The organism is Planctomycetia bacterium (assembly GCA_016795155.1).
Taxonomy (GTDB): Bacteria; Planctomycetota; Planctomycetia; order Gemmatales; family HRBIN36; genus JAEUIE01.
In genome coordinates this window covers 78,841-95,260 of the sequence record JAEUIE010000003.1, presented here as the reverse complement: position 1 = coordinate 95,260, position 16,420 = coordinate 78,841, and the positions used below count along the sequence as shown (strand labels likewise).

The window sequence follows — 16,420 nt, the reverse complement described above, 5'->3', positions numbered from 1 at the left end:
CCCACACATGGCACCGCTGTCAGGCGTCGTTCCACCACTCATATCACCGCTGCAGGAACCGGGCAAGCTGGACGCAGCTCACCTCGAGAAGTTGATTGAGTATCAGCTTGACGGAGGCGTGCATGGATTCTTTCTGTTGGGAACCACTGGTGAAGGGCCAAGCCTCAGTCATGCACTCAAACAGGAACTGGTCGAACGTTCCTGCCATTTCGTCAATCGACGCGTTCCCGTTCTGGTGAATATCAGTGACACTTCGATCACGGAATCAGTAACGCTGGCTCAGAAGGCAGCACAGGCAGGCGCCACGGCACTCGTTGTTACCGCTCCCTATTACTTTCCGCTCGATCAGGAAGACCTCTGGCTCTACCTGAAAAACCTGCTGAAACAACTCCCCTTGCCTGTTTACCTTTACAACATGCCCAGCCATGTGAAAGTGAGCCTGGGCATGGAACTGATGCAGCGAGCCATTCAGGAACCAGGCATCCTGGGCATCAAAGACAGCTCGGGAGATCGCTCTTACCTTCGCCTGCTTTTGAAACTGGGCGAGCAGCGCAAAGACTGGTCGGTGATGGTAGGGCCCGAAGAATTATTTGTCGATGCCCTTACCTGGGGCGGCCATGGCGGCGTGCTCGGCGGAGCCAATCTCTATCCCAGGCTACTGGTGCAACTTTACCATGCGGTTCGCAGCAACGATATCAATCGACAAAACCAGTTGCAGGAAAAGATGCACTGGTTCCATCAACATGTGCTGCGCTTGGTGCCTCGCACCAACGGCTGGCTCGTCGGGCTGAAAGCAGCCTTGGCACTGCAGGGCTTGTGCGAAGAACATTTCGCGGAACCACTTCATCCCATGAACAACGAACAACGGGAACAGTTGCGACATGCTCTCGCTGAACTCAGGCAGGAAAGTGAGTTTTAACGAAAGAGCCACGCACGAAGTAAGTGGCCTGCGTAATGAATAATGCTGAAAAAGCGGGCGATAGAAGTTAGAATGGGTGCTTCGCCCGGCCAAGTGAAAGTAAGGTGGGTCGAGCGCTAAGTAACCAGCGATGTGTCGCTTGCAAAACCAAGCTCGCCCCACCAGCGGCTGCAATCGTATGGTGGGGCGAGCTTGATACAACGAGATCACCATTGCTTCGATGCTTTATCGCTCGACCCACCATACTCTTTCTTCCAGTGTGCAATGCGAAGAAAAGAAAGTGAGTGTCATCCATGGCGCGATACCACGGCAGCTATCTTGGAATTTGCGAGAACAACAAAGACTCCTCAGGCAGATCACGGTTACAGGTCAAGGTGCCAGCAGTGTTGGGCGAAATGACTTCGTGGGCGAGAGCCTGTGTCTGGCCGACGGGAAGTGTGGTAATGCCCTCCGTAGGAGATAGGCTCTGGGTCATGTTCGAAGGGGGAAACGCCGACTACCCGGTCTGGATGCGGTTCGAACAACGCGCGGCAGCAACCGTGAATTACATCGGTGTCTATGCTGGAATCTGCATGAGTACGCAGGACCCTGCAGGGAAATCACGGATTCAGGTTAAAGTGCCAACCGTTGCGGGTGACAAGACTGCATGGGCAGTGAGCGTTCCCGGACCAAGATCGCTGCCCTCCGTCGGCGACACGGTCTGGATCGTCTTCGAAGAAGGCGACCCGCAATACCCACTCTGGCTCGGAGTGGAACCGTGAAATACGAACGGTGGGTGGCACTGCTTGCGTCGCGAAACAGGAGTGCTTTAGAGCCACGCACAAAGTAAGTGGCCAACCTTCGAGACAAGTTTGCATGAACAGTTCCTGACTGAATCATCAGGCAATACACTTCGTTGTTCTGATAACGGAGAAAAACGCGATGAAAGTTGACGAGAGTGTTTCGCCAAGCCAGCATAGTTAGCCGTACCTACCACCAAACAATGGAACAAGTGCAAAGAATGGCATATGGTATTCCAGCAATGAAGGACTTCCCCCCTCGTGGATTAGGAGCTTAGTAATGATTCTTGCTGAAAGGACGAAGGATGCTTTGCAACGACTCCGCGATGCAAATTGGTTTTCCAGAGCAGGAAAACCTTTACGCAAGACAGAGGAGTGTTTTGAGCTTGTTGACTCTTGGGAAGATGCATTCAAAAACTTTAAGAAGAGATCTTATCTGAAATTGACAGATGAGGTCAGAGTGCATGTGTGGAAGGAATTGCAGAAAGTCAAACCGGAAGTAAATACTACCGATTACAAAGGTAGTTTTTTAAAATGCTCTCGTACAATCTTACCATTGGCAGAAAAACTAAGGGAGGAAGTAATTGAAAAGTCAGGAATGGACTTTCCTCAACATGTGACTGAAGAAATACAATGGTACATCATGCATACATTGCTGAATGTGCAATTCTCAAACTTATACAATTGTCCATTCTTTGTAACCGCATTTAAGTTAATACTATCGGGGCGTTTCCCGTGCGGCTGGACCAGCAAGAAGTTGGCCGATGGGAACTTTATCATTTATTAGTATGCCGTGCTAGGAAGATTGATGACCTCCCTGTTCGACGTACAGCTACTCTCCACCCTCCACGGAAAAGTCGAGTACGACATTTCCGTGGCACCTCAGCGATATGCTTGTCAGAATTTGATTCATTTCTCAAATCGTTTCGTGTAACCTAGGCACATCCTGCCTTTATCCCCTGCCAGTTGCGTTCACATGAAATTTCACCATCCGCATTCCAAACCCCATCGCCGACAGTTTCTGCAGACTGCTGCAACTCTGGTGGCAGGTGGATGCCATCTTTCGAGCGGCCTTGCTCAAGGTCCACGACAAGTCAAAGTTGCAGCCATCATCACCGAGATGACCTATCGCAGTCATGCTCATGTCATTCTCGAAAACTTTCTGGAGCCGTACTACTTCAACGGACAGGTGACGCATTCAGACTGCAAAGTTGTCAGCATGTATTGTGACCAATTTCCTGACAAGCGTGACATGGCTCGACAAGTCGCAAAAGACTATGGCATTAAACTTTGTCCAACGATTCACGAAGCACTCACGATGGGCAGCAACACCCTTGCCGTTGACGCTGTGCTCTGCATCGGCGAACACGGCAACTACCCACTCAACCCCAAAGGGCAGCGTGAATACCCCCGCAAACGTTTCTTTGATGAAACAGTCAAAGTCTTTCGGCAGACAGGCAAAGTTGCACCCGTGTTTAACGACAAACACCTTTCCTACCGCTGGGACTGGGCGAAGGAGATGTATGACACCGCCCAGGAATTGAAGATTCCTTTCATGGCTGGCAGTTCCGTTCCACTCGCACAGCGAATACCGCCTATGGATTTACCTGCTGGAACAGAACTCAGGGAAGCAGTGGCAACGCATGGTGGCGGACTGGATTCATACGATTTCCACGGTCTGGAAGTGTTGCAATCGATGGTGGAAAACCGAGCCGGTGGCGAAACAGGTGTAACCAGCGTCAAATACATGGCCAAGGATGTACTCTGGCAAACCGCTGAGCGGGGTGTATGGTCACCTGATCTTCTGATCGCTGCCCTGAATGCCGAGCCTGATCGGACGGAAGGCAATATCGACATCGAGAAGTTGAAAACCGTTGTCGATTGGGGACTGTATATTCAATATCGCGATGGCCTGAAAGCAATGGTTGCCAGGACCAGGCAAAACGGAACCCGCTGGCATTTCGCTTGTCGGAAAGCTGATGATCCCAAGCCGCTGGCAACCAGTTTTTATGTTGGCCCGTGGAACAACCGTTGCCTGTTCAAAGCGCTCTCACATGCCATTCAGGCTTTCTTTCGCCAAGGCAAAGCTCCATACCCCGTGGAACGGACACTGCTCACGACCGGCATGGTGGCTGCTGGGGTTGAATCGCATCACGCAGGAGACACCACCTATCCAACAGAGCATCTGAATATCCGGTATCAGCCAATCGACTTTCGGGCGTTTCGCGAGATGGGAGCATCGTGGAAACTTGTCAACGAGCAGACCGTTGAGCCAAAGGGTATGGATCGACTGGGCAAGGAGGCGCGATGAGATCACCCGCTCAATCTCCCACGCATGTCCGATACCAGGTGATGGCGTTTCTGCTGGCTGTGTCATTTCTCACTTATTTTGATCGTGTCTGCATCGTCCGCGTTCAAGGCGAGATTCAACGCGAACTTTTCGTCACTGATGAACAGATGGGGTATATTCTCGGTGCTTTCTGGCTGGCTTACTCAGTCTTTGAAATACCGGCAGGCTGGCTCGGTGACCGCTTTGGAGCCAGGCTGACTCTCACTCGCGTTGTTTTTTTCTGGTCGCTTTTCACCGTACTCACCGGCTTTGCTACTGGCTTCATTTCGCTTCTGGTCATTCGCTTTCTGTTTGGTGTTGGCGAAGCTGGTGCATTTCCGAACATGGCACGGGTGCAGTCAAACTGGCTGCCGAAAGAAGCGCGTGGCCGGGCTGGTGGCTGGCTCTGGCTGGCAGCACGCTGGGGCGGTGCGTTCAGTCCGTTCCTGTTTGCAGCCATCATCCGCTGGATTGATACTGCTGCGGTTCGCTCCTGGCTCGATGCCGTTCCCGGTCTGCAAGGCGTATCCAGTTGGCGGATCGGCTTCGGTGTCGCCGGGCTGATCGGCTTCATCTGGTGCATCTGGTTTTACTTCTGGTTCCGCGATACTCCTGAACAGAAATCATCGGTGAATGCTGCAGAGTTACAACTCATTCGTACTGGGCGGGAAAAAGATGTTGCACACCACGTCCCCTTTCGAGAACTCTGGCGTGATCTGCTCGCCAATCGCAGCCTGCTCGCCATCATCGGCTTTTATCTGTTTGGCAGTTTTGGCTGGTCATTCTTTGTCAGTTGGATGCCACGCTATCTGAAAGACGTGCATCAATTCCCCTTTGATTTGTCTGAGAGTGTTTGGAAACAACCCCTGTTGTACGGCGGCATCAGTTGCCTGCTGGGTGGAACGCTGAGCGATTGGCTGGTTCGACGCACGGGTCGCAAGTGGCTTGGCCGGGCGATCTTTCCACTTTGTGGATTGACGACAGCAGCTATCGCCATCTTCTGTGTGCCTTACGTTGACAACCCGGAAGATGCTGTCATTCTGATGTGTGTAGCAGGGGCTGCATTCGATTTCGGACAAGGGGCGACTTGGGCCAGCATAGTCGATATCGGCGGTTTGTACGCAGGCACCGCTGCAGGGTTCATCAATATGTTTGGCAACATGGGGAATGCCATTCAGCCTCGCATCGGCGCATGGATTTTCGGAACGTTTGGCTGGAATCCACTGTTCGTCGTCTATGCCTGCGCGTTCCTGGCCGCTGCCTCCATGTGGTTTTTGATTGATCCATCACAGACATTTCATCGACGTGGAGAGAAAGCCAAATCATGATGATGGTAGACATGCACCTTGACCTGGCATGGAACGCATTGGAGTGGAACCGCAACTTGACACTCCCGGTGCAGGAAATCCGTCAACGTGAACGACAAGCTGGATATCAAGGTCCAGGCCGAGGCTGCAACACCGTCAGCCTGCCTGCACTGCGGAAAGGACAACTGGCCATCGTCTCCGCCACCTTGCTCGCCCGTTACGACAAGGATGGCGTGCAACTCTCTTTCATTCCCAAGTCTGGTTACGATTCTGCCGAAGCATCCTATGCAGCAGCGATGGGGCAACTGAACTATTACCGCGCCCTCGAACGGCATGGGCATATTCGCATTTTGAAAGATGCTCAGGCTCTCAACCAACACGTCACCGAATGGCAAAGTTATCTGAAAGACACTCAACAACCTGCTCCGCCACTCGGCTTTCTTATCAGCATGGAAGGAGCCGATCCGATTCTGACTCCAGAAGATGTTCCCGCTTGGTGGGATGCAGGTTTGCGCATCGTGAGTCTGTCACACTACGGCAACAGCCTCTACAGCCATGGCACCGGTTCGCCCGGCCCGCTCAATGAACCAGGACCGAAGCTGCTCGAAGCTATGCAGCAACAAGGCATGATCCTGGATGTCACCCATCTGGCCGATGAGGCTATGGATCAGGTGTTCGACATGTTTGGCGGAACACTGCTGGCAAGCCATCACAACTGCCGGGCGCTGGTGGATCGACAAAGGCAACTGCGTGACAGCGACATCCAGAAAATTGTGAAGCGTGACGGCGTCATCGGCGTTGTGTGCGATTGCTGGATGCTCGATGCAGGTTGTGGCCAGGGGCCGGGCAATATCAGGAGGGTTGCCACGCTGGAAGATGTCGCCAATCACATTGATCACATCTGCCAGCTTGCAGGTTCAGCTAAACATTGTGGCATCGGATCAGACCTTGATGGTGGCTTCGGTACCGAGCAATCTCCATCCGACCTGGATACCATCGCCGATCTCCAGAAGTTACATCCAATTCTGACACGACGTGGGTACTCCGAATCAGCCATTGAAGGCATCTTTCATTGCAACTGGATTGATCTGTTATCGCGAGCCTGGGCCGAAAAATCAGTTCGGTAAATCGGCTCTTGCAACTCAGACGTCATTCATTCAACACCTTAATCTGTTAAACTAGTCCGTTTATACCGTTTATTACGAAGTCAATCTGGATAAATAGGAAGTCTATAACGTTTAAGTAATCCAGGTAGAATGGTAGATTTTATCTTCGCCTTTTCAAAATAGTCCTTCTCCTGGGGCTTTTTCATGTTGGATACCCTGCGCTTTATCTATCACATCCGGCGATCGGATGTGCTGGCTCGTTTATCTTCTCCTGCCAAACGGGATGCCGTCCAGGAGCACCGCTTTCGAAAATTGATTAAGCATGCCGCGGAACATTCGCCGTTCTATCGCGAGAAGTTTGCACATCTCAACCTGGATCGATGTTGCGTCGGCGACTTGCCCGTATTGCCCAAGAGGGAATTCATCGCTCATTTCGATTCCATCGTTACCGACAAGAACATCAAACGGGATGAAGTGCATGAATTCATGCAGGACCCCGGTAACCTTGGCAAAAAATATCTGGGGAAATATGTCGTCTGCCATACCTCTGGCAGCCAGGGTGAATCGGCTCTGCTGGTTCAATCGATGAGTGACGTCGAAAAGACATTTGCGATGCAGGCCGCAAGAGGCCATTCAATGCCCAAAAGCTGGGCCACCCTGTGGAAGAAACTGACGGGATCCAAGCTGCGAATGTCAGTAGTTCTTTTTCGAAAGAGCTTTTTTCCGAGTGGTGCAGCCTTTGAAAATGTACCGGACGCGCTGCGGAAACTCTCCAACATCCAACGACTGAACATCAACGATCCGTTCGAAGAAAACCTGGCACAGCTGAATGAATTCAAACCCAACATTATTACGGCATACGCCCATGTGCTGGAAAACCTGGCACGTGCCGAGTTGCAGGGTAAGCTCAAACTCAGGCAAGCAGGCTGCCTGCAGCATGTCACCAGCATCAGTGAGCCGATGAACGACATGGCACGTGAGTACATCACCCGTGCGTGGAACGTGCCGATTGCCAACCACTATGCCATGGGTGAGTGTCTGGGTCTGACCTTAGGTTGCCCCGAAGGCCATGGTGCACATCTCAATCCTGATCTGGCAATTCTCGAAGTGGTAGACCGTCAATACCGCCCCGTACCTCCAGGCAAACCGGGCGATAAAGTCCTGGTGACGAATCTGCTCAACTTCACTCAGCCACTCATTCGTTATGAAGTGGATGATGTCATCACCATGAGCAGCACTCCCTGCCCCTGTGGCAGCCAACTGCCACTCGTCGCAGACATTGCAGGCCGCAGCAACGACCGTCTCTGGTATCGCCGAGGCAACAGCTACCAGGAAATTGCCATGTTCTTCTTCAAGAAAATTGCAGCAGGCTCTCCTGCAGTGGCAGAATTCCAGGTGCATCAACCCGAACGCAACCGTTTTGTTCTCAAAGTGGAACCCCGGCCCGATATGAATATCCACATGGAAGAAGTCGAAGCCGTTGCAGATCGAGAGCTGGCATACGAAGAACTGACTGACATCATCCATGTCGATATCGAAATCGTTGACCACATCGGCCCGGATCCACGTACCGGCAAACTTCGTCGTGTCATCAGCCAGGTGGGCATTCCCGACGATCTCGATCAACCGCGCATAACACACTCAGTTAGGCGAGAAGAACGAGAACTGGTTACTGCTCCATAGTTATGGTAGGGCACGCTTGAAACAGCGATTTGACACACATTGACGAATATCTCTTGGCGTCTTCTTGGCGTCATGGCGGTTAAAAAAATAAACCGCCAAGAGGCCAAGGAGTGCCAAGAATTCAAGTAGTATGGTAAGGCTTGCTTATGTGACTCACATCTCCACTTGTGCAACGGAAACCGTACTGTAAACAGATGACCCAGCCTAGCAAGGAAGAGATCAGCAGACTGACTCGATACTATCAACTCAGCCAGATTGGGATGGAAATGGCTGTCCCGGTCGGTGTTGGTGTTGGCTTGGATTACTGGCTGGGAACCATGCCCTGGTGCACCATTATTGGTGCATTGCTAGGCCCCACTCTCGGATTTATTCACTTGATGTCTCTGCTGAACCCACCCGCTGATTCCAATTCTTCCAAAAAATGATTCCTTTTCTCGTCTGGCTCTTCACGATTGGAGTCGGCGTAACTCTTAGTGGTTGCCTAGGTAGTGTCAATGATGCCCTCAGCAGTCTGGCGGCTGGCCTTATTGTGTTGATTACTTTTCAGATAACTCGATTTTTCAAAGTTGCCAGTGGTCACAGCGTCTCTAAGATGTGCACTGCTTGGTTATCGCAACAGCTTCGCCTGATGGCGTGGCGGATGCTCTTAACCCTGGTACTGGCAGCTCTCGCGTTTCGCCTGACTTATCCAGATTGGGGAGTAGCATTCTGGCTCAGCCTGGCAGCCTGTTATCAGGCTGGCCTGCTGCTTCATGTGCGGGAAATCAGGTCTCATTCACATAAAACTGAATTAAACGTATGAGTTTTGCGACTCCACTCTTTGCAGCCGACCTCTTTCACCATGTGGTGGATGGGTACCACATTAGCTGGCTGGAGAATTTTGAATTTCTCGGAATTCATCTGCCACCCTGGCTCAGCAAGTACATGCTGCTCGAAGTGATTGCCGCCCTGCTGATTCTTCTCATTTATCTGCCTATTGCCAGATCAGCCAAAAATGGCGGCGCCCCCAAAGGGTTCATGTGGAACACCTTTGAAGTACTGCTTACCTTCGTACGTGAAAAAATCGCCAAGCCAACGATTGGCGAACACGATGCTGATAAGTATGTGTCATTTCTCTGGACTATTTTCCTGTTCGTTCTGTTCTGCAATTTGTTAGGCATGATTCCTGGTTTGGGTTCGCCCACCGGCAGTCTCGCTGTCACTGGCGTACTGGCTCTGTTCGCGTTCCTGCTGATTCATGGCAGTGCCATCGCCAAGCTTGGTTTCGCAGGATATTGCCGCAGTTATGTGCCCCATCTGGGTCATCTACCATTTGGCTTAACGATTCCGGTAACCGTACTGGTCTCTGCGATTGAGGTATTGAGTGCACTCATTAAAGGCGCGGTACTGGCTATTCGACTTTTTGGAAACATGTTTGCAGGTCACCTGGTGTTGTCCAGTATTCTGGGCTTCATTGCCATGTCCAAATTCCTGGGCTGGTACCTGTTTGCACCGATCACTGTAGGAAGCATTCTGATTGTTATTGGCGTAAGTCTGCTGGAAATCTTTGTCGGATTCCTGCAAGCCTATGTCTTTACGTTTTTAACCAGTTTGTTTCTGGGAAGTGCTTTGCATCCACATCATTGATCCATAAATCTGATGATGTGCGTGCGATTGACACATAAATGACATTGCCTGGCAAGCGGCCCACCCGGCCCGGTCCGCCTCTGCTGGCTCCTGACTGACACCTGTGCCGGGCATCGTAACTGGAGAAGTGTTTAACATGAAAGTGCTGAATCTCTGCTGGATCGCTCTTGCTGCCTTGGCATTCACCGCTGCGCCTGCTTCGGCAGCCGATGGCACCAGTGGCGCTGCCTTGTTTGCCGAAGTACCCAAGGCAGTTGGCGTGGGCCTGGGTTGCGGCCTGGTCGTTCTCGGCCTGGGTCTGGGTCTCGGTCGCATTGGCGGCTCTGCCCTGGAAAGCATGGCGCGTCAGCCTGAAGTCTCCGACAAGGTGGCTCAGAACATGATCACCATTGCCGCGTTGCTCGAAGGTGCCGGCATTATCGCTTTGATCTTCTGTCTGCTCGGTCTCTTCATTGGTTAAGCATCCTGTGCCCTGGTACGGGTTGTATCCTTCGAGGAGATTTACCATGTCTCGTGGTTGGGCTTGGGGGATGAGCTGTCTGGCTCTCCTGATGCTGTGCGCCCTGCCTGGTCATACGCTGGCCAGAGATGGCGGCAGCCATGGCGTCAAATATGAAGTGGAGTACGTCAACGAAGATGGCCATGAGGCCAGCAAGGTTTTCGACTTTACCAAGCAGGAAGACGTTGCGGCTTTCGACAAGCTGATGGCTGCAGGGAAAGTGCAAAAGGCAAAGCTGGAGCATATCCCGACAGTCACACAGATGGCTTCCCTTCGCTGGGATCTGGGCTTGTGGACCATTGTTGTATTCGGTTTGTTGCTGTTCATACTCAATAAGACCGCATGGCCTGCCATGTTGAATGGTTTGAAGAAACGCGAGCAGAACATTGCTGACGCCATCTCTGCTGCCGAGAACGCCAAGAACGAATCCGAACGGATTCAGAAGGAACTCGCTGCTGAAATGGCCAAGGCCAATGACAACATTCGCGCCATGATGGATGAAGCACGCCGCGACGCAACGAGCGCTAAGGAAGACATGCTCAGCGCAGCCAAGAAGGAAATCGGCACAGAACGTGACCGGATGCGACGGGAAATCGAAACCGCACGTGACCAGGCATTGCTAGATCTCTGGAATCAATCAACTCAGATGGCAGCCATGCTCTCCAGCAAGGCTATCAAACGGGAAGTGCGACCGGAAGATCACAAGAAGCTCTTCGATGAGACGCTTCAGGAAATGAAAGCTGCCAAACTGGGGAATGCCTGATCATGAGCAATCCACTGGCGGATGCCAAGCTGCACAAGAAAGTCGACGTCAGCGCAGAACGTATTGCCCGCGTTTACGCTGAGGCGCTTTTTGATGCTGCTCCCAAGGGTGAAGCCGATTCCCTGAACGAAGAACTCAGGGAACTGGTTGAGCTGGCATACCGCAAGGAACCGTCTCTTGCTCAGTTTTTTGCCTCAGGAACCATCAACAAGAAAGTCAAAGCCGAGTTTATCGACAAGAACTTTCGTGGCAAAGGTAGCGAAACCCTGGTCAATTTTCTGCAGGTCATCAACAATCACGGCAGACTCGATCTGCTGTTCGCCATCGCTGCTGGTTATCAGCAGTTGGTGGATGAAAAGAACAAGCGTGCGAGCGTGGTGGTCAAGTCGGCAGTACCTCTGGAAGACAACCAGCGCACGAGCTTGAAGAAACAATTGAAAGCCATGTTCGATATCGAGCCGATGCTCGATGAACAGGTCGATCCGGAATTGCTTGGCGGGTTCCTGGTCCGTTATCGCGATTGGCAATTCGACGGTACCGTTCAGGCCCGCCTCAACCAGCTTAAGAACCAGCTCCTGGAAAGAAGCAGTCATGAAATTCAAGGCAGACGAGATCGTTTCTGTACTGTCTAACGAGATCAGCCAGTACCGGGGCCAGTTGGCCGCCAGCGAAGTAGGCCGTGTGCTCGAAGTGGGCGACGGTATCGCCCGCGTCTACGGCCTGGCCAGCGTCATGGCAGGTGAACTCCTCGAGTTTACCCGCGCTGGCGTACGTGGCATGGCTTTCAATCTCGAAGAGAATTCCGTTGGTGTCATCATCCTGGGTGATTACCTCGGCATCCGCGAAGGCGATGAAGTCAAATGCACAGGTCAACTCTTGAGCGTGCCTGTAGGCGATGCCATGATTGGCCGCGTGGTTGATCCACTTGGTAACCCGCTCGATGGCAAAGGCCCGATCCTGGCTTCGGAATACCGCCTGGTTGAATCGAATGCTCCCGGCGTGGCAGAACGCCAACCGGTGCGTCAGCCCCTCCAGACTGGTATCAAGGCCATCGATTCGATGACCCCAGTCGGTCGCGGACAGCGTGAACTCATCATCGGTGACCGCAAAACGGGTAAAACCATCATCGCCATCGATACCATTCTGAATCAGCGTGAAGAAGACGTGATCTGCGTCTACGTCGCTGTGGGTCAGAAGGAATCGACGGTTGCTACTGTCATTGAGCGACTTCGCCAAAGCGGAGCGATGGACTATACCATTGTTGTTGTAGCTTCCGCAGCTGCTTCTGCTCCTCTCCAATATATCGCCCCTTACGCTGGCACTGCCATGGCCGAGTACTTCATGTACAAAGGCCGCGACACACTGTGTGTTTATGACGATTTAAGCAAGCAGGCTGCTGCGTATCGCCAGTTGTCGCTGCTGATGCGTCGTCCTCCAGGCCGCGAAGCTTATCCTGGAGACGTGTTCTACTGTCACAGCCGCTTACTGGAACGTTCCGCCAAGCTTGCTGAAAAGTGGGTCATCGTTCCTGATACTGCAGACGTTACCAAAGTCACTGCAGACTGGGGTGTCAATTCAGCTGCTGATCCCAACAAGAAACGGGAAGGCAAGGAAGCTTGCAAAGTTTATGTCGGCCCGCTCGATAAGCATGAAGCCGAAGAAACCGTCAAGAAATTTCCTGGCACCAAAGTGGCCAAGGTGGTTGGAACAGGCGGATCACTCACCGCTCTGCCCATCATCGAAACCCTCGAAGGCGAAGTCTCGGCTTATATTCCGACCAATGTGATCTCCATCACGGATGGTCAGATCTATCTGCAGCCTAACTTGTTCTTCTCAGGCATACGTCCCGCGGTTGACGTGGGTGTGTCAGTCTCCCGCGTGGGTGGCAATGCCCAGACTGCTGCTATGAAGAAAATTGCAGGCAGTCTGAAGCTCGATCTTGCTGCCTTCCGCGAATTGGAAGCTTTCGCACAGCTCGGTACTGAACTGGATAAAGCGACTCAACAGCAGTTGGATCGTGGTTATCGCATGGTGGAAATCCTGAAACAGGGACAGTTCAAACCCATGCACGTTGCCGATCAGGTAGCGATCATCTTCGCTGGAGCCAAGGGCTACCTCGACAAGGTGGATCGCAAGTACGTCAACGCCTGGGAACAGCAGTTCCTGACCTTCTTCAAGGAACAGACTCCTGAAGTCCGCAACCTCGTGATCAAGGAAAAGAAACTGACGGATGAAGTGGAGAAGGAATTGACCCGGGCGATCGAAACGTTCGTCCCCCAATTCAAGACACCAACCAACGTTTAATCAAAACCCTTAAAACGAGCCGGCGGCAACTGCTGCCGGAGGAACTCGATAACACATGGCAAATCTTCGACTCCTGGTCAATCGCCGTAAGGCCATCCGAAACATCCGCAAAATCACGCGGACGATGGAACTGATTGCCACGGCACGTTTCAAGAAAGCGATGGATCGGGCAACCGAAGCTGCTGCCTATACACGCAAGATTGGCGAACTGGCTGCAGACCTTTCCGCCAGCGCCGGCGAAGTATCCCATCCGCTTCTTGAGAAACGTTCGGAAATCAAGAATCACCTTCTTCTGGTTATCTGCGCCAACCGTGGTTTGTGCGGCGGATACAACGGTTCGATCATCCGAATCGCCCAGAATCGTATGAAGGAAATCAAGGCTGCTGGATGCAACAATCCTGTTGAGCTTTCCGGCAAGCGAGCCATCGCCTTCTTCAAATTTCAGGGCATTCCTACCCAGGCTGCCTACACGCAGTTTGAAGACAAGCCAAGTTTCGATCAGGTAGATGAAATTGCTGAAAAGTATCTGCAGATGTACATCAAAGGCGAGGTAGATCGCATCGATGTAGCCTACATGAAATTCATCAATCCAGCCCGGCAGACGCCCGTTGTTGAAACACTGCTGCCACTCGATGCCGAGACGGCTCAAGGTAAAGTCAGCGGGCCACGACTGGAATACGAATACCTGCCCGATGCAGCAGATATCCTGACAGAATTGTTACCAGCTGCCTTCAAGGCACGACTGTTCAAGTGTTTTCTCGATGCAGCGGTCAGCGAACAGATTGCCCGTCGCGTAGCCATGAAAGCCGCCACGGAAAACGCTGGAGAAATGATCCGTGACCTGTCGCTGGAGTACAACCGTGCTCGCCAGGCACAGATCACCAAGGAAATTGCCGAACTGATCGGTGGTTCAGAGGCATTGAAATAGGCCGAGTCACAATAGTCCCAAGAGCGAACCCTGCCTGCATTCTCAGCACTCAGGACTCAGCACTCAGGACTCACCAGAACTGAAAAGTCAAGCAAGAACGAAGGGTCCCGAAATGGTCGCAACTGCAAAACAAATCGCCGGCAAAGTGGTGCAGGTTATCGGCTCCACTTTCGATGTCGAATTTGGCGAAGGTCACCTGCCTGAAATTTACAACGCCGTCAATGTGAAGATTGACACCAAGGCTATCAAGTTCAACCTGGTGGGCGAAGTACAGCAGCACCTCGGTGGCAACCGCGTCCGCTGCGTTGCCCTGGGCACTACCGATGGTCTGGTTCGAGGCACCGATGCTGTCGATACCGGCGCTCCTCTTTCGGTACCTGTAGGTAAGGAAACACTGGGGCGCGTGTTTAATCTGCTTGGCCAGCCCATTGATGGCCGTGGCCCAGTCAATGCCAAGGAAAACCGCCCCATTCACCAGAAGCCACCCAAGCTGGCCGATCTCTCCGCCAAGACGGAAATCTTCGAAACAGGCATCAAGGTTATCGATCTTCTCACCCCGCTGGTTCGCGGTGGTAAAGCTGGTCTCTTCGGTGGTGCTGGGCTGGGCAAGACCGTTATCTTGCAGGAACTCATCGCCCGTGTTGCCAGCCAGCATGGTGGCTACTCGGTGTTCGCCGGTGTGGGTGAACGTACCCGTGAAGGAAACGATCTCTGGCTCGAAATGCAGGAAACCAAGATTGGCAAGACCGACCGCCAGGTGTTAAGCCAGACAGCGATGGTCTTTGGCCAGATGAACGAGCCGCCTGGTGCCCGTTTGCGAGTCGCCCTCTCCGCACTCACCATGTGCGAATGGTTCCGTGATGTTACCGGAGCAGATACCCTGCTCTTCGTAGATAACGTCTTCCGTTTCTCGCAGGCAGGTTCGGAAGTATCCGCCTTGCTCGGACGTATGCCCAGTGCCGTGGGTTACCAGCCAACGCTGGCCACGGAAATGGGTGAACTGCAGGAACGCATCACCTCCACCAGCAAAGGTGCTATCACTTCGGTACAAGCCGTGTATGTGCCTGCTGATGATCCAACCGATCCTGCTCCTGCCAACACGTTTGCCCACTTGGATGCGTTCATCTATCTGGAACGAAAGATCTCTGAAAAGGGTATCTATCCTGCGATTGATCCACTGGCCTCCAACAGCCGTATCCTTGATCCACAGGTGGTGGGTGATGAACACTACCGCGTTGCCCGTATGGTGCAAGGCTACCTGCAGCGTTACCGCGAACTGCAGGACATCATCGCCATTCTGGGTGTTGATGAATTGAGTGAAGAAGACAAAAAGGTGGTGACACGAGCACGCCGTATCGAACGATTCCTGTCACAGCCGTTCATTGTGGCTGAAGCGTTCACCAACCGCCCAGGCAAGATCACTCCGCTGGCTGAAACCATCCGCAGCTTCCAGGAAATCTGCGAAGGCAAACACGACACTCTGCCCGAAGCCGCCTTCATGTATGTTGGCGGAATTGATGAGGCAGTTGAACAGGCGAAGAAACTGGCCGCTGGCTAATCTGAGGTGATTATGGATTCGAACGCCAAAAGCCTGAAATGCATGATCGTCACTCCGGAACGTGTAGTGCTGGATGAGACGGTGGAGTTTGTTGCTGTCCCCATGTTCGATGGCGAACTTGGTATTCTGGCTGATCGTGCCCCCATGACAGGCCGCCTGGGTTTTGGTGAACTCCGTACAACGCACTCCGGCAAAACCAGTCGTTATTACATCGAAGGTGGATTCGTTCAGGTGCGATCCAATGTTGTCAGTATTCTGACGCCGAAAGCAGTGGCTGTTGGTGACATCAAGGTTGCTGCACTGGAATCTCAACTCAGCGGTCTTGCTGGAAGTGCACTAGCCAAAGCCAAAGCACAATTGCATGTAGCAGGAAAAGCACCTGCCACACACTGATCAAATTAAACTGTTTCAAGAATTTTCCAAGGTCATCAGAAGACGGCCTTTTTTGTTTGTGGAGTTTTTTGAGTTGTTTTGAGACAACCAGAATTCACATAATTATCTCTCTCAAAAACGCCGTATTTTCAGAATATTTATCCTAAGTTAACGCAAAAATGAAAATTATTTTCAGTTTTTTGTTGCAATCGTAATTTTCTTGAACTACACTCCGCCCTAAATGAGG

The 16,420-nt window shown here is 52.3% G+C and carries 17 protein-coding genes; all 17 read left to right on the top strand.

From position 1 onward, the window contains the following. Window positions 1-7 precede the first annotated feature (7 nt). Complete coding sequence (locus JNJ77_01305) at window positions 8-919, top strand: dihydrodipicolinate synthase family protein (GenBank protein ID MBL8821193.1); 912 nt, start codon at window positions 8-10, stop codon at window positions 917-919. A 293-nt stretch (window positions 920-1,212) separates the two neighbouring features. Further along, a complete protein-coding gene (locus tag JNJ77_01300) occupies window positions 1,213-1,680 on the top strand; it encodes a hypothetical protein (protein MBL8821192.1) in 468 nt (155 codons plus the stop codon). Window positions 1,681-1,978: 298 nt separating this feature from the next. Beyond that, entirely contained in the window at window positions 1,979-2,485 is a 507-nt protein-coding gene (locus tag JNJ77_01295) for a hypothetical protein (protein ID MBL8821191.1), read from the top strand. Between the two features lie 189 nt (window positions 2,486-2,674). Then, the gene (locus JNJ77_01290; GenBank protein MBL8821190.1) at window positions 2,675-4,009 is read left to right on the top strand and encodes a hypothetical protein; all 1,335 of its coding nucleotides are present in this window, start codon (window positions 2,675-2,677) and stop codon (window positions 4,007-4,009) included. Then, window positions 4,006-5,355, top strand: a complete 1,350-nt coding sequence (locus tag JNJ77_01285) for an MFS transporter (protein MBL8821189.1) — start codon at window positions 4,006-4,008, stop codon at window positions 5,353-5,355. Before JNJ77_01290 ends, JNJ77_01285 begins: the two co-directional genes overlap by 4 nt. Further along, the gene (locus JNJ77_01280) at window positions 5,352-6,461 is read left to right on the top strand and encodes a membrane dipeptidase (GenBank protein MBL8821188.1); all 1,110 of its coding nucleotides are present in this window, start codon (window positions 5,352-5,354) and stop codon (window positions 6,459-6,461) included. The genes JNJ77_01285 and JNJ77_01280 overlap by 4 nt, the downstream gene beginning before the upstream one ends. A 183-nt stretch (window positions 6,462-6,644) precedes the next feature. Beyond that, on the top strand, window positions 6,645-8,123 hold the full coding sequence (locus tag JNJ77_01275; GenBank protein ID MBL8821187.1) for a phenylacetate--CoA ligase family protein: 1,479 nt from the start codon (window positions 6,645-6,647) through the stop codon (window positions 8,121-8,123). Window positions 8,124-8,317: 194 nt separating this feature from the next. Beyond that, window positions 8,318-8,548 carry an AtpZ/AtpI family protein gene (locus JNJ77_01270; protein ID MBL8821186.1) on the top strand — a complete coding sequence of 77 codons (231 nt, stop codon included), beginning with the start codon at window positions 8,318-8,320 and terminating at the stop codon, window positions 8,546-8,548. 167 nt (window positions 8,549-8,715) lie between these two features. Continuing rightward, the gene (locus JNJ77_01265; protein MBL8821185.1) at window positions 8,716-8,925 is read left to right on the top strand and encodes a hypothetical protein; all 210 of its coding nucleotides are present in this window, start codon (window positions 8,716-8,718) and stop codon (window positions 8,923-8,925) included. Continuing rightward, entirely contained in the window at window positions 8,922-9,749 is an 828-nt protein-coding gene (atpB, locus tag JNJ77_01260) for a F0F1 ATP synthase subunit A (GenBank protein MBL8821184.1), read from the top strand. Before JNJ77_01265 ends, atpB begins: the two co-directional genes overlap by 4 nt. A gap of 136 nt (window positions 9,750-9,885) precedes the next feature. Continuing rightward, window positions 9,886-10,209: an ATP synthase subunit C gene (locus JNJ77_01255; GenBank protein MBL8821183.1), complete on the top strand. Its 324-nt coding sequence runs from the start codon at window positions 9,886-9,888 to the stop codon at window positions 10,207-10,209. Window positions 10,210-10,255: 46 nt separating this feature from the next. Further along, window positions 10,256-11,011: a F0F1 ATP synthase subunit B gene (atpF, locus tag JNJ77_01250; protein MBL8821182.1), complete on the top strand. Its 756-nt coding sequence runs from the start codon at window positions 10,256-10,258 to the stop codon at window positions 11,009-11,011. A 2-nt stretch (window positions 11,012-11,013) separates the two neighbouring features. Beyond that, a complete protein-coding gene (atpH, locus tag JNJ77_01245; GenBank protein MBL8821181.1) occupies window positions 11,014-11,643 on the top strand; it encodes an ATP synthase F1 subunit delta in 630 nt (209 codons plus the stop codon). Next, the gene (locus JNJ77_01240) at window positions 11,603-13,315 is read left to right on the top strand and encodes a F0F1 ATP synthase subunit alpha (GenBank protein MBL8821180.1); all 1,713 of its coding nucleotides are present in this window, start codon (window positions 11,603-11,605) and stop codon (window positions 13,313-13,315) included. The genes atpH and JNJ77_01240 overlap by 41 nt, the downstream gene beginning before the upstream one ends. A gap of 55 nt (window positions 13,316-13,370) precedes the next feature. Then, window positions 13,371-14,243: an ATP synthase F1 subunit gamma gene (atpG, locus tag JNJ77_01235; GenBank protein MBL8821179.1), complete on the top strand. Its 873-nt coding sequence runs from the start codon at window positions 13,371-13,373 to the stop codon at window positions 14,241-14,243. Between the two features lie 112 nt (window positions 14,244-14,355). Beyond that, the gene (gene atpD, locus JNJ77_01230; GenBank protein ID MBL8821178.1) at window positions 14,356-15,801 is read left to right on the top strand and encodes a F0F1 ATP synthase subunit beta; all 1,446 of its coding nucleotides are present in this window, start codon (window positions 14,356-14,358) and stop codon (window positions 15,799-15,801) included. Between the two features lie 12 nt (window positions 15,802-15,813). Next, window positions 15,814-16,194, top strand: coding sequence for an ATP synthase F1 subunit epsilon (gene atpC / locus JNJ77_01225; protein ID MBL8821177.1), 381 nt, complete (start codon window positions 15,814-15,816; stop codon window positions 16,192-16,194). The last annotated feature ends 226 nt before the right edge of the window (window positions 16,195-16,420 follow it).

Excerpts from the sequence above, each read along its gene's own strand:
- JNJ77_01305 (MBL8821193.1), top strand. The coding sequence starts at position 8 with ATGGCACCGCTGTCAGGCGTCGTTCCACCACTCATATCACCGCTGCAG.
- JNJ77_01300 (MBL8821192.1), top strand. The coding sequence starts at position 1,213 with ATGGCGCGATACCACGGCAGCTATCTTGGAATTTGCGAGAACAACAAA.
- JNJ77_01295 (MBL8821191.1), top strand. The coding sequence starts at position 1,979 with ATGATTCTTGCTGAAAGGACGAAGGATGCTTTGCAACGACTCCGCGAT.
- JNJ77_01290 (MBL8821190.1), top strand. The coding sequence starts at position 2,675 with ATGAAATTTCACCATCCGCATTCCAAACCCCATCGCCGACAGTTTCTG.
- JNJ77_01285 (MBL8821189.1), top strand. The coding sequence starts at position 4,006 with ATGAGATCACCCGCTCAATCTCCCACGCATGTCCGATACCAGGTGATG.
- JNJ77_01280 (MBL8821188.1), top strand. The coding sequence starts at position 5,352 with ATGATGATGGTAGACATGCACCTTGACCTGGCATGGAACGCATTGGAG.
- JNJ77_01275 (MBL8821187.1), top strand. The coding sequence starts at position 6,645 with ATGTTGGATACCCTGCGCTTTATCTATCACATCCGGCGATCGGATGTG.
- JNJ77_01270 (MBL8821186.1), top strand. The coding sequence starts at position 8,318 with ATGACCCAGCCTAGCAAGGAAGAGATCAGCAGACTGACTCGATACTAT.
- JNJ77_01265 (MBL8821185.1), top strand. The coding sequence starts at position 8,716 with ATGTGCACTGCTTGGTTATCGCAACAGCTTCGCCTGATGGCGTGGCGG.
- atpB (MBL8821184.1), top strand. The coding sequence starts at position 8,922 with ATGAGTTTTGCGACTCCACTCTTTGCAGCCGACCTCTTTCACCATGTG.
- JNJ77_01255 (MBL8821183.1), top strand. The coding sequence starts at position 9,886 with ATGAAAGTGCTGAATCTCTGCTGGATCGCTCTTGCTGCCTTGGCATTC.
- atpF (MBL8821182.1), top strand. The coding sequence starts at position 10,256 with ATGTCTCGTGGTTGGGCTTGGGGGATGAGCTGTCTGGCTCTCCTGATG.
- atpH (MBL8821181.1), top strand. The coding sequence starts at position 11,014 with ATGAGCAATCCACTGGCGGATGCCAAGCTGCACAAGAAAGTCGACGTC.
- JNJ77_01240 (MBL8821180.1), top strand. The coding sequence starts at position 11,603 with ATGAAATTCAAGGCAGACGAGATCGTTTCTGTACTGTCTAACGAGATC.
- atpG (MBL8821179.1), top strand. The coding sequence starts at position 13,371 with ATGGCAAATCTTCGACTCCTGGTCAATCGCCGTAAGGCCATCCGAAAC.
- atpD (MBL8821178.1), top strand. The coding sequence starts at position 14,356 with ATGGTCGCAACTGCAAAACAAATCGCCGGCAAAGTGGTGCAGGTTATC.
- atpC (MBL8821177.1), top strand. The coding sequence starts at position 15,814 with ATGGATTCGAACGCCAAAAGCCTGAAATGCATGATCGTCACTCCGGAA.